The organism is Micromonospora echinospora, assembly GCF_900091495.1.
GTDB classification, from domain to species: Bacteria; Actinomycetota; Actinomycetes; order Mycobacteriales; family Micromonosporaceae; genus Micromonospora; species Micromonospora echinospora.
Genome location: NZ_LT607413.1, coordinates 6,468,105 through 6,480,660, shown reverse-complemented (window position 1 = coordinate 6,480,660; position 12,556 = coordinate 6,468,105). Strand labels below are relative to the sequence as shown.

The window sequence follows — 12,556 nt, the reverse complement described above, 5'->3', positions numbered from 1 at the left end:
ACACCTAGCTTTACATTGGTACGCAACTATGGGAGGCCTGGCGTGGACCGCCTCAGGATCGGTGTGGTCGGAATCGGTGTCCAGGGCCAGCTGCACGCCCGCGCGTTGCGCGAGATGCGGCAGGTCGAGTTGGTCGCCGTCGCCGATCCGGCACCCCGCAACCGCGACTGGGCCGTGGACACCCTCGGGGTCCGGGCCGTCCCGGACATCACGGACCTGCTCGACGAGGTCGACGCGGTGAGCATCTGCACCCCCGACCACCTGCACGAGGACGCGACGCTCGCCGCGCTCGCCGCCGGCCGGCGGGTGCTGCTGGAGAAGCCGATGGCCCTCTCCACCGCCAGTTGCGACCGGATCCTCGCCGGCCGGCCCGACCCCGACGCCCTGACGATCGGCCACATCCTGCGCTTCGACCCCCGCGTGACCCGGCTGCGCGAGATCGTGCGCTCCGGCGAACTCGGCGAGATCTGGCACGTCAAGGTCTGGCGCTGCACCTCCCAGGCGGTCGGCGCGGGCATCTGGGACCGCACCTCGGTGGCCTGGTTCCTCGGCATCCACGACGCCGACCTGCTGCGGTTCGTCACCGGACGCGAGGTCGAGGTCACCGGCGCGGTCGGCCGCAAGGTCCTCTCGCCCAGCCACGACGTCGTGCACGCCACCGTCCGCTTCGACGACGGGGCGATCGGCACCATGGAGAACACCTGGACGCTGCCGCACTCCCGCCCCTCCCGGGCCGACGCGGGGCTGCGGATCGTCGGCGAGCACGGCCTGCTGGAGATGGACCTCTCCCACAACGACCTGCTCTACGCCCAGCGTCAGGGCACGGCCAGCTACCTGGACACGTACTTCTGGCCCAGCCGCGGCCCCGGCGGCGCGTACAACCTGCGCACCCAGCTGGAGGCGTTCGCGGACGCCGCGCTGACCGGCGGACCCACCCCGGTCAGCGGCGAGGAGGGCCGGGCCGCCGTCGCGATCGTCGAGGGCATCGAGGCGGCCCTGGCCGCCGACCCGGCGTCGACACCACCAACCGCCGGCTGAGGACCGGACATGCTGCGCTACGCCATCCGCCGGCTCGCCATCTCGGTGCTGGTCCTCTTCGGCGCCGCGACCGTGGTGTTCTTCGCCATGCGGGCGGTCGACGGGGACCCGGCCACCGCCGTGCTCGGCCCCGACGCCGACCCGGCGGCCGTCGACGCGCTGCGCCGGGAGTACGGCCTGGACGCCGCGCTGCCCGTGCAGTACGTCCGGTTCCTCCAACGGGCCGCCGCGTTCGACTTCGGCGAGTCCTTCCGGCTCGGCGGCAGCGCGGTGGACCTGGTGCTCAGCCACCTGAGCGCCACGGCCGCGCTGTCGCTCACCGCCTTCGCCATCGCCCTGGTGGTCGGCTTCGCCCTGGGGGTGCTGGCCGCGACCCGCCCCGGCGGGCTCGTCGACCGGACGGTCTCCGTGCTGTCCATGCTCACCCAGTCGCTGCCCTCGTTCTGGGTCGGCATCATGCTGATCCTGGTCTTCTCCCGGTTCCTGCACCTGCTGCCCAGTTCCGGGGCGTCCTCACCGGCGGCCATGGTGATGCCCGCCGTCACCCTGGCCCTGCCGCTGCTCAGCGTGGTGCTGCGGCTGGTCCGCAGCGGACTGCTCGACGTGCTGCACGAGGACTACGTGGTCACCGCCCGGGCCAAGGGACTGTCCGAGTGGCGGGTCGTCGGCTCCCACGCGATGCGGACCATGCTGCTGCCGGTGGTCACCGTCGCCGGCCTGGAGTTCGGCAGCCTGCTCGGCGGCGCGGTGATCGTGGAGACCGTCTTCGCCTGGCCCGGCGTGGGCCGGCTGATGACCGACGCCATCGCCGCCCGGGACTACTCCATCGTCCAGGCCTGCGTGATCACGGTCGCGGCCATCTTCATCGTCATCAACCTGGTGGTCGATCTGCTGTACGTCCGGCTGGACCCCCGGGTCCGCGAGAGCGTCTGAGGAGATGGTCGACATGACCGGCGCCGTCCCCGGCACCCCGCTGACCGACGTGGCGCCCGCACCGGCGGAGACCCCGACCGGCACGCCACCCCCGGCCGGCACCCCCGCCCGACGCCGTCGTCGCCGGCTGCGGCTCTGGACACCCCTGGGAGTCATCGCGGCGTACCTCGTCGCCGGGGTGTTCGGGCCGATGGTCGCGCGGTACGACCCGATCGCCACCTCGGTCACCGACCGGCTGCTCCCGCCGGGCAGCCGGCTCGCCGACGGCAGCCTGGCCCTGCTCGGCACCGACCAGGTCGGCCGGGACCTGCTCGCCCAGATCATGCAGGGCGCGCGGGTGTCCATGCTGGTCGGCGCGGCCACCCTGCTGCTCGCCGGCACCGTCGGCTCCGCGCTCGGCGTGCTCTGCGGCTACCTGGGCGGCCTGGTCGACGCGGTGGTGATGCGGCTGGCCGACATCCAGCTCGCCTTCCCCTCCATCCTGCTCGCCGTCTTCGTCGCCGGCGTGCTCGGCTCCAGCGTCACCAACGTGGTGCTCACCCTCTCCATCACTACCTGGCCGGTCTTCGCCCGGGTCGCCCGGGCGCAGACCCTCGCCACCCGGTCCCGGGACTTCGCCAACGCCGCCCGCACCCTGGGCGCCGGGCCGTGGCACGTCGTGCGGCACTGCGTGCTGCCGGCGGTGCTCAGCCCGGTGCTCGTCGTGGCCACCGTCCAACTGGGCTTCGTCATCGTCGCCGAGGCGTCGCTGAGCTTCCTGTCGCTCGGCATCCCGCCCGGCACCCCGAGCTGGGGCACCACCATCGCCAACGGCCGCGACCACCTGGCCAGCGCCTGGTGGATCGCCACCCTGCCCGGGCTGGTCCTCGCGCTCTTCGTGGTCTGCGCGGGCGTGCTCGGTGACGAACTGCGGGACCGCTCCGACCCGAACCTCTCCACCCGGTAACTCCCCCGCCAGCGGAACGGATGACACATGAGAAACCCGAAGGCCCGCCTCGGCGCGCTGGCCATGGCCGCCGTCCTCACCCTCACCGCCTGCTCCTTCGACAGCGACACCGGCGGCGACACCGCCGGCCGGACCACCCTGCGGGTGGCCAACCCGACCCCGGTGGTCTCGCTCAACCCGTACGCCGCGAACTCCGCCGACCAGCCCACCCTCACCGTCGTGCAGGAGGTCTTCGAGACCCTGGTGTCCCGGCGGGACGGTGAGATCGTGCCGAACCTCGCCGAGAAGTGGACCAACCCCGACCCGCTGACCTGGCAGTTCACCCTGCGCAGCGGCGTCACCTTCGCCGACGGCACCCCGCTGACCAGCGCCGACGCCAAGGCGTCCGTGCAGGCCCTGATCGACGGTAAGGGACCGCTGGCCGGACTCTGGGCCGCCGTCGCCGCGGTCGAGACCCCGGACGAGCGCACCCTGACCATCCGCACCAGCGAGGCGCTCGGCACCGTGCTGAGCAACCTCACCCTGGTCTGGATCGCCCCGGCGGCCAAGCTCGGCGACCAGAGCTTCTTCACCGCCCCGTACGGCACCGGCCCGTTCAAGGTCGCCTCGTTCACCGCCGGGCAGAGCGTCGAGCTGGTGCGCAACGACGCGTACCGGGGTGAGCGTCCGAAGCTGGAGAAGATCTCCTACCGGTACATCCCGGAGATCTCCGGCCGGGTCACCGCGCTGGAGAACGACGAGATCGACGTCACCTGGGGGCTGCCGCCGGACCAGCTCACCGGGCTGCGTGACGACGACCGGCTCACCGTCACCTCGTTCCCCACGTACGCCAACTACTACATCTGGTTCAACAGCTCCCGGAAGCCGTTCACCGACCCCCGGGTCCGGCAGGCCATGTGGCACGCCCTGAACCTCGACACCATCACGAAGTCCCTCTTCGACCAGGCCGGCACCCCCGCCGCCGGGCCGCTGCCTGAGGCGGTGTTCGGCGCGGCGAAGCAGAGCCCGTACGGCTACGACCCGGCCCGCGCGAAGCAGCTGCTCACCGAGGCCGGCTTCCCGAACGGCTTCACCACCACCATGATGTGGAGCACCGGCTGCTGCACCAACGGCAACTCCTTTGCCGACGCGATGATCAGCGACTGGGCCAAGGTCGGCATCGTGGTCAAGCCCCAGGAACTGGAGCGGGCCACCTGGCTCGACCGGCTGCTCAAGCTCGACTGGGACAGCACCATGACCACCGGCAGCACGATCACCGGGGACGCCGACTTCACCCTGGCGCGGCTCTACCTCTCCACCGCCAAGCGCAACGGCTACGCCAACCCGGAGTTGGACAAGATCCTGCTCCAGGCCCGTAGCGAGATCGACCAGAACCGGCGCGCCGAGCTGTACGCCCAGGCCGGAAAGATCATCTGGGCCGACGCGGTGGGCATCTTCCCGCTCGACCTCAGCGGCAACGTCGTGCTGCGCAAGGGCGTGCAGGGCTTCACCCCGACCCCCAACGACCTGCCCGACTTCGCCGGCGTCTCGCTCGGCTGACCCGGCACCGGACCCGGAGGACCTGCGATGGTGGCATCACCGCCCACCCGGCAACCGCTGTTGAGCGTCGACGACCTCGTCGTCTCCTTCGACGGCCCGCTCGGCACCCACCCGGTGCTCAACGGCGTCTCGTTCCACGTGGACGCCGGGGAGACCCTGGCCATCCTGGGCGAGTCCGGGTCCGGCAAGTCGGTAACCGTCCGCGCGGTGATGGCGCTGCTGCCCCGGCACAGCGCCACCATCGCCCGCGGCACCATCCGCTACGACGGCGAGGAACTGACCGCCCTGCCGGTACGGCGCACCCGCCAGCTGTGCAGCACCGAGTTCGCCATGGTGTTCCAGGACTCGCTCAGCGCGCTCAACCCGGTGGTACGGGTCGGCGACCAGATCGCCGAGCTCTACCGGGTACGGCGGGGCGTGTCCCGCCGCCAGGCGTGGGCGCGGGCGGTGGCCGGCCTGGAACAGGTCGGCATCCCGCACGCCGCCCAGCGCGCCCGCGACTACCCGCACCAGTTCTCCGGCGGGATGCGCCAGCGGGTGGTGATCGCCATGGCGCTCGCCCTCGGCCCCCGCCTGCTGATCGCCGACGAGCCGACCACCGCCCTGGACGTGACCGTGCAGGCGCAGATCATGGACCTGCTGCGCGAGCTGCGTCGGGCCAACGGGATGGCGATGATCCTCATCACCCACGACCTCGGCGTGGTGGCCGACGTGGCCGACCGGGTCGCGGTCATGTACGCCGGCTCCGTCGTCGAGACGGGGCCGCTGCGCACCGTCTACGACACCCCCGCCCACCCCTACACCCGGGGACTGATGAACTCGATCCCCACCCCGGAACACGCCGGTGCCCGGCTGACCCCGATCGACGGCATGCCCCCGGCCCCGCACCGGATGCCCGCCGGGTGCGCCTTCCACCCCCGCTGCCCGCTGGCCCGGCCCCGGTGCCGCACCGATCGGCCGGCGCTGCGGGAGATCGCCCCCGGCCAGCTTTCCGCCTGCCACTACGCCGAGGAGGTGGTGACCGGTGTCCACACCCGAGACGCGGCTTGAGGTCCGGCAGCTCCGGGTCGTCTACCCCGGCGGCCGGCGCGGGCTGCTCCACCGGGCCCCGCAGATCGGTGCCGTCGAGAATCTCGACCTCACCGTGACCACCGGCCGCACCCTGGGGCTGGTCGGGGAGTCCGGCTGCGGTAAGTCCAGCCTGGCCCGTACGATCGTCGGCCTGCGCCGTCCCAGCGGCGGCGAGATCTGGTACGGCGGCGAGCGCATCGACACCGCCGACACCACCCGGCGTCGCCGCCTCACCCGCGACATCCAGATGGTCTACCAGGACCCGTACTCCTCGCTGAACCCCCGCAAGACGGTCGGTTTCATCGTCAGCGAGGGCTGGCGGGCCCACCGGGGGCTGCTGCCCCGGGAGCGGTGGGCCGCCCGCACGGCCGACCTGCTCGCCCGGGTGGGACTCGCCGCCGAGCTGGCCGACCGCTACCCGCACCAGCTCTCCGGCGGCCAGCGGCAACGGGTCGGCATCGCCCGGGCCCTGGCCCTGTCGCCCCGGATCGTGGTCTGCGACGAGCCGGTCAGCGCGCTGGACGTCTCGGTCCAGGCACAGACGCTCAACCTCCTCGCCGACCTGCGCGACGACCTTGGCCTGGGTTACCTGTTCATCGCGCACGACCTGTCGGTGGTGCGGCACGTCAGCGACGACGTCGCGGTGATGTACTTGGGCCGGATCGTGGAGACCGGACCGGCCGCCACCGTCTACGACGAACCGGCCCACCCGTACACCCGGGCGCTGATCTCGGCGGCCCCGGTGCCGCGCCCCTGGGCCGGCCCGCCGACCGAACGCATCGTGCTGCGCGGCGAGGTGCCCTCGCCCGCCGCCCCGCCCTCGGGCTGCCGGTTCCGCACCCGGTGCCCGCTCGCCCAGCCGTACTGCGCCGAGGCCGTGCCCGAGTTGCGGACCGTCGCCGGCCGGCAGGTCGCCTGCCACTTCGCCGAGGCGAGCCTGGCCGGCCGGACGGACGTCGAGCCGGAGCCGTCGCGGTGAGCGGCGCACCCGTGCGGATCGGCGTCGACCTGGGGCAGGGCGGCTGTCGCGCGGTCGCCCACCACGACGGGCGCACCGGTCATGCCCGTACCCCCGGATTCTGGTCGGGGCAGCCGGCCGCGCGGATCGCCGACGCGGTCGGCGCGGCCCTGGCCGACCTCGGGCCGGCGCCCGACGGGCCAGTCGCGGTCGGTGTCGGCATGACCGGCCTCAACGGCCGGACGCCGTCGACCGACGACCTCCGGAGCCGGCTGCGGGACCGGGGACTGCGCGGCACGCTGCACGTCGCCGACGACAGCGTCACCGCCTACCTCGGCGCGCTCGGGCCGGTGCCCGGCGCGGTGGTCGCGGCCGGCACCGGCGTGGTGGTGCTGGCCGCCGCGCCCGACGGGCGGACCGCCCGGGTCGACGGCTGGGGAGCCGCCCTGGGGGACCGGGGCTCCGGCCACTGGATCGGGCGGGCCGCGCTCCGGCGGGCCCTGCGGCAGCGGGACCGGGACCGGGCGGGACCCCTGCTCGACGCCGCCGTGGCCACCTTCGGTCCGCTGGAGACCCTGCCGGCCCGCTGGCGGGAGCAGCCACCCACGCCCGAGCAGCTCGCCGGGTTCGCCGGCGCCGTGGCGGAGCTGGCCCGCGCTGGCGACCCGGACGCCCGGTCGGTCTGGCGGCGGGCCGGCGTGCTGCTGGCCGACTCGGCGGTGGCCGCGCTGCGCCGGACCGGCCTGGCCGGCGCGGACGTGCCGGTGGCCGGGACCGGCGGCGTGTTCGCCGCCGCCGACCTGCTGCTGCCGACCTTCACCCGGGCGCTGCGCGTCGGAGCGCCGTACGCCCGTCCGGTCACCGCCACGGCCGACCCGCTCGCGGGCGCCCTGGCGCTCTGCGCCCGCCCCACCGGGGGGACGCTGTTCACCGGACTGGTCGTCCACTGTGATATCGAGGAAAGGGCAGGAAAGCGATGAACGTGGCCGAGGCCATCCGGGGACGGTTGGTCGTCTCGTGCCAGGCGCAGGACCCCCGGAGCCCGTTCCTGGACACCGCGCACATGATGGCGATGGCGACCGCGGCGGTGCTCGGCGGCGCGGCCGGGCTGCGCGGTCAGGGGGTGGCGCACGTGCGGGCCATGGTCACCCTCGGGGTGCCGGTCGTCGGGTTGGTCAAGCGGAACGTCCCGGGCAGCCCGGTCTACATCACGCCCAGCCGGGCGGACGTGGACGCGCTGACCGGCGCCGGTGCGCAGATCGTGGCCGCGGACGCCACCGACCGGCCCCGGCCCGGCGGGGAGCGGCTGGCCGACCTGATCGCCGCCACCCACGCCGGCGGGGCGCTGTTCATGGCCGACGTGGACAGTGTGGACTCCGCCCTCGCCGCGGTCGACGCGGGAGCCGACCTCGTCGGGACCACCCTCGCCGGCTACACCGGCGCGACGGTGCCGGACGGGCCGGACGTCGACCTGGTCGCCGCGATCAGCCGATGGTGCCCGGTTCCGGTCGTCGCCGAGGGGCGGTACCGTACCCCTGCCCAGGTCGCGGCCGCCTTCGACGGGGGTGCGTGGACCGTCGTCGTCGGCACCGCCATCTCCGACCCGGTGCACACCACCCGCCGGTTCGCGTCCGCATGCCCGCATGTCCCCGTGGAGTCACGATGACCACCAAACTGAGCCAGATCCGGACCGTGCTGCGCAGCCGGGTGGCGGACATGGAGGCCCACACCGCCCTGCCCCGCGAGCGGGACCTCGCCGAGGAACTGGGGGTCAGCCGGACCACGCTGCGGCAGGCGCTGCGGGAACTCACCACCGACGGCCTGATCTACACGATCCGGGGTCAGGGCACCTTCGTCTCCGACACCCGCATCGCCAAGGGCACCAGCCTGAGCGGCTTCACCGAGGACATGCGGGCCCGGGGCCTGACCCCGAGCAGCAAGATGCTCGACGCCGACGCGGTGGTCGCCCGGGACACCCTCGCCGCAGAGCTCGGCCTGCCGGAGGGCTCGCTGCTCTACCGGGTGGAGCGGCTGCGGATGGCCGACGGCGCGCCGATGTGCCTGGAGGAGGTGCACCTGCCGGCGGACCTCTTCCCCGGCCTGCTGGTGGAGAACCTCGACGGCCCGCTCTACGAGACCATGCGGGACCGCTACCAGGTGCAGGTCGTCGTCGCCCAGCAGATGATCGCCGCAGTGGTGCCCACCCCGCGTCAGTGCGAGCTGCTGGAGATCCCGCCGGTCGCCGCGCTGCTGGAGGTGCGGCGGATCGGGTTCGACGGGCGGGGCCGGGCGGTCGAGCTGGCCGTGTCGTACTACCGCGGCGACCGCTACCGCTTCGCGTTGACCGCGCGGCGCGGGGAGGACGGCTGATGACCGCCACGACCGTCCCGGCGCCCCGCCGGGCGCGCACGGCCACCGGGGAGAGCACCGACGTGCTCGTCGTCGGCGGAGGCGTGGGCGGCGTCGCCGCCGCGCTGGCCGCCTGCGAGGGCGGCGCCCGGGTTGTGGTGGTCGAGCCGTACCGGTGGATCGGCGGCCAACTCACCTCCCAGGCGGTGCCGCCGGACGAGCACCGGTGGATCGAGACCACCGGCTCGACGGCGAGCTACCGGCGGTTCCGGCGCGGCGTGCGCGGCTACTACCGCGACTGGTACGCCCTTGACCAGGCCGCCGGCGGCGACCTGCTCAACCCCGGCAACGGCTGGGTCAGCCCGCTCTGCCACGAGCCGCGCACGGCGCTGGCCGTGCTCCAGGCCATGATCGCCCCGTGGTGCGCGGCCGGCCGGCTGGTCGTGCACACCGAGGCCCGGCTGCTCGCCGCGCACACCGACGGCGACACCGTACGCGGGGTGAGCGTCCGACTGGCCGACGGCACGGTACGGGAGATCACCGCCCGGCTGGTGCTGGAGGCGAGCGAGACCGGCGAGCTGCTGCCGCTGGCCGGCATCGAGTACCGCACCGGCACCGAGTCGCGGGACCAGACCGGCGAACCGAGCGCGCCCGAGCGGGCCGACCCGCTCAACATGCAGGCCGCCACGGTCTGCTTCGCGCTCGAACACGTCGACGGGGACCACACCGTGGACCGCCCCGACGGCTACGAGCGGTGGCGGACGCTGACCCCGCCCGGCTGGCCGGACCGGCTGTTCAGCTGGACCTACCCGGACCCGCGCACCGGTCGACCGGTCACCGGCCGGTTCACGCCCAACCCGGAACGCGCGGCGGCGTCCATGGAGGAGGCGCTGCGGGCCCCGGAGCTGTGGACGTACCGGCGGATCCTCGACCGGCGGGCGTTCCGGCCGGGGCTGCTGCCCAGCGACGTGACCATCGTGAACTGGCCGATGACCGACTACCTGGACGGTCCGCTGTTCGACGTGCCGGACGCCGAGTGGCACCTGCGGCGGGCCCGGGAGTTCAGCTACGCCTTCCTGTACTGGTTGCAGACCGAGGCGCCCCGCCCGGACGGCGGCTGCGGCTACCCGGGCCTGCGGCTGCGCCCCGACGTGACCGGCACGCCGGACGGGCTGGCGCAGGCGCCGTACATCCGGGAGGCCCGCCGACTGCGGGCGGTCACCACCCCCACCGAGCAGGACCTGTCGGTGGCGGTACGGGGCGCGGCCGGCGCGGTGCGCTACCCGGACACCGTCGGCACCGGCCACTACCGGATCGACCTGCACCCGAGCACCGGCGGGGACGGCTACCTCGACGTCGCGGCGCACCCGTTCGAGATCCCGCTGGGGGCGCTGCTGCCGCAACGGGTGACCAACGTGGTGGCGGCGGGCAAGGCGCTGGGCACCACGCACATCACCAACGGCTGCTACCGGGTGCACCCGGCCGAGTGGTCGATCGGCGAGGCGGCCGGGGCGCTCGCCGCGTTCTGCCTGACCACCGGGAGCACCCCGCACGCGGTCCGGGAGCGGCCCGGACTGTTGGCGGACTTCCAGGACGCGCTCGCCGCACGGGGCGTCGACCTGCGCTGGCCGGAGGGGACCGCCCTGCCACCGGAGTGAGCGAGCCACACGCCCCGGCACCGGCCGCCCCGCCGCCTCCCGGCACGGCCGCGAACCGGTGACACGCGTCCCTCAGGCGCTGGCGGCCAGCGGTGGGGCGGCGGCCGGCGTCGCCGCCGGCCGGGTCCGGGCCCGGCCGGTCGTCCCCGGGGCCACGGCCGCCGCAACCGGTTCCGGCACCGCCGGGGGCACCGTCGCGCCCACCAGCCGGACCGGTCGGGGCGACTCGTCGTGGCGGGCGGTGGCCAGCCGGCGTCGGAACTCGGTCCGCACGGCGCGTGGCAGCCGCTCGTACGCCACCCGGGCCAGCGCCCGGTCCGCGACCTCGTACCCGTTACGGGCGGAGCGCCACACCAGCAGGCCCCGCTCCGCCGCGACCCGCAGCGCCGGCCGCATCGGCTCCGGGTCCAGGTCGAGCAGCCGGCCGAGCCGCTCGGCGGTGAACCCCGCACCGAGCACCGCGCCGGCCATCACCGCCGCCCGCCCGACGCCGTCGAGCCGGTCGAGGCGGGCGGAAACGCTGCGGCGGACCGCCTCCGGCACCGGTGGCTCGCCCGCCGCGTGGCCGTCGTCGCCCGCCTGCGCGGCGTACGCCCGGGCGCGGCCGGGAAGCCCCGCGACCAGGGGCAGCAGCCGGGTCACCGGTGCCGTCTCGCCGAGCAGGTGGCGCAGCAGCCGTCCGGTGTCGACCGTGCCCAGGGGCGGCACGGTCAGCCGGTGCCGCCGGTCGGCCGGACCGAGGGGGAGCAGGTCACCCCACTCCGGACGGTGGGTGACCACGACGACCAGCGGCACCGCCCGCGCCGTCGCCGCGGCGAAGAGCTCGTGCAGGAAACGCCCTACCTCCGGGGCCGCCCGGTCCACGTCGTCCACCGCCACCACCAGTGGCGTCCGCCCGGCGAGCGCGAGCAGCACCTCCCGCCACCGCTCCGCCGCGCCGACGTCCACGTCGGCGCCGAGCAACGTCCCGAGCGCGGTGACGGTGGCGGAGAGCCGTCCGGCCGGGACCGCCGGGACGCAGGCGGCCAGCAGCCGGTGCCGTACCGTGGCCGGGTCGTCGGCGACCCGGATCCCGGCGTGGTCGCGCAGCAGCGCGGCCAGCGGGGCGGTCGGGACGTCCGGGTACGGCGGGCACTGCGCGCCGCACCAGCGCACCGGCACCCCGTCGACCTGCCGCACCGTCCGGGCCAGTTCCGCCAGCAGCCGACTGCGGCCGACGCCGTCCGGGCCGACCACCGAGACCCAGCGGGCCGCCCCGTCCCGTACCGCCCGGACCACCTGGTCCCGCAGTGCGGCCAGTTCCCGCCGCCGGCCGATGAACGGGGTCTCGCCGCCGGTCGGCCGGGCCGGGGCGACCCCGTCGGCCCGCCAGACGGGGACCGGGGCCGGCTTGCCGGCCATCGACGCCGGTGGCAGGTCGCGGTACGCGACCAGGTCGGCGGTGGCCCGCCGGGTGGCCGCGCAGACGATCACCGTGCCCCGGGGGGCGTGCTCCTGGAGCCGGGCGGCCAGGGTGACCACCGCGCCGCTGACCGCGCCGTGCCCGGCGTCGCGCGCGGCGGCCAGGTCCACCACGGCCTCGCCGGTGGCGACGCCGACCCGCAGCCGCACCACCGTCCCGCCGGCCAGCGGGCGCCCGTCCAGGACCTGCTGGATCTCCAGACCCGCGCGCACCGCGCGGTACGCGTCGAACCCGTCGGACTCGACGCCGCCGAACAGCGCCATGACGGCGTCGCCGACGTACTTCTCCACCACACCGTTCCACCGGCGCAGGACCGCCGCGACGGCGCCGAAGTACTCCTGTTGCAGGGCCCGGACGTCCTCCGGGTCGAGCCGGTCGACCAGCGCGGTCGACCCGACGATGTCGACGAAGAGGACGCTGACCGTGCGCCGCTCCTCCGGCACCGGCCAGAGCCGCGCCCCGCCCGTCGTCGCTGCTGGCTGGGTGACTGTGCTGACGTGCATCGCGTTCACCTTTCCCCCGTGGTGCCGGACGACATGTCCGAGATTCGCACCACCGGCCCGACGGCGGATCTGCCGAACGACGTATGTCGGCCCCATGCA

The 12,556-nt window shown here is 74.8% G+C and carries 11 protein-coding genes; 10 read left to right on the top strand and 1 reads right to left on the bottom strand.

What is annotated here, in order from left to right; all coding sequences use genetic code 11:
- The first annotated feature begins 42 nt into the window (after positions 1-42).
- Genes GA0070618_RS27795 through GA0070618_RS27750 form a run of 10 tightly spaced genes read left to right on the top strand, consistent with a single transcriptional unit; the run spans position 43 to position 10,492 of the window.
- Entirely contained in the window at positions 43-1,038 is a 996-nt protein-coding gene (locus tag GA0070618_RS27795) for a Gfo/Idh/MocA family protein (protein ID WP_170107831.1), read from the top strand.
- 9 nt (positions 1,039-1,047) lie between these two features.
- Entirely contained in the window at positions 1,048-1,971 is a 924-nt protein-coding gene (locus tag GA0070618_RS27790) for an ABC transporter permease (protein ID WP_088984259.1), read from the top strand.
- Between the two features lie 13 nt (positions 1,972-1,984).
- A complete protein-coding gene (locus GA0070618_RS27785) occupies positions 1,985-2,917 on the top strand; it encodes an ABC transporter permease (protein ID WP_088985888.1) in 933 nt (310 codons plus the stop codon).
- A gap of 27 nt (positions 2,918-2,944) precedes the next feature.
- Positions 2,945-4,456 carry an ABC transporter substrate-binding protein gene (locus GA0070618_RS27780; protein ID WP_088984258.1) on the top strand — a complete coding sequence of 504 codons (1,512 nt, stop codon included), beginning with the start codon at positions 2,945-2,947 and terminating at the stop codon, positions 4,454-4,456.
- Positions 4,457-4,483: 27 nt separating this feature from the next.
- Complete coding sequence (locus tag GA0070618_RS27775; RefSeq protein ID WP_088984257.1) at positions 4,484-5,506, top strand: ABC transporter ATP-binding protein; 1,023 nt, start codon at positions 4,484-4,486, stop codon at positions 5,504-5,506.
- A complete protein-coding gene (locus GA0070618_RS27770) occupies positions 5,481-6,506 on the top strand; it encodes an ABC transporter ATP-binding protein (protein ID WP_088984256.1) in 1,026 nt (341 codons plus the stop codon). Before GA0070618_RS27775 ends, GA0070618_RS27770 begins: the two co-directional genes overlap by 26 nt.
- Positions 6,503-7,465: an N-acetylglucosamine kinase gene (locus GA0070618_RS27765; RefSeq protein WP_157749025.1), complete on the top strand. Its 963-nt coding sequence runs from the start codon at positions 6,503-6,505 to the stop codon at positions 7,463-7,465. Before GA0070618_RS27770 ends, GA0070618_RS27765 begins: the two co-directional genes overlap by 4 nt.
- The gene (locus GA0070618_RS27760; protein ID WP_088984254.1) at positions 7,462-8,151 is read left to right on the top strand and encodes an N-acetylmannosamine-6-phosphate 2-epimerase; all 690 of its coding nucleotides are present in this window, start codon (positions 7,462-7,464) and stop codon (positions 8,149-8,151) included. The genes GA0070618_RS27765 and GA0070618_RS27760 overlap by 4 nt, the downstream gene beginning before the upstream one ends.
- The gene (locus tag GA0070618_RS27755; RefSeq protein ID WP_170107830.1) at positions 8,148-8,855 is read left to right on the top strand and encodes a GntR family transcriptional regulator; all 708 of its coding nucleotides are present in this window, start codon (positions 8,148-8,150) and stop codon (positions 8,853-8,855) included. The genes GA0070618_RS27760 and GA0070618_RS27755 overlap by 4 nt, the downstream gene beginning before the upstream one ends.
- Positions 8,855-10,492: an FAD-dependent oxidoreductase gene (locus GA0070618_RS27750; protein WP_088984252.1), complete on the top strand. Its 1,638-nt coding sequence runs from the start codon at positions 8,855-8,857 to the stop codon at positions 10,490-10,492. Before GA0070618_RS27755 ends, GA0070618_RS27750 begins: the two co-directional genes overlap by 1 nt.
- A 72-nt stretch (positions 10,493-10,564) precedes the next feature.
- On the opposite strand, the gene GA0070618_RS27745 is transcribed toward GA0070618_RS27750, so the two are convergent.
- Positions 10,565-12,457: an adenylate/guanylate cyclase domain-containing protein gene (locus tag GA0070618_RS27745; RefSeq protein WP_094977948.1), complete on the bottom strand. Its 1,893-nt coding sequence runs from the start codon at positions 12,455-12,457 to the stop codon at positions 10,565-10,567.
- Between the last annotated feature and the right edge of the window lie 99 nt (positions 12,458-12,556).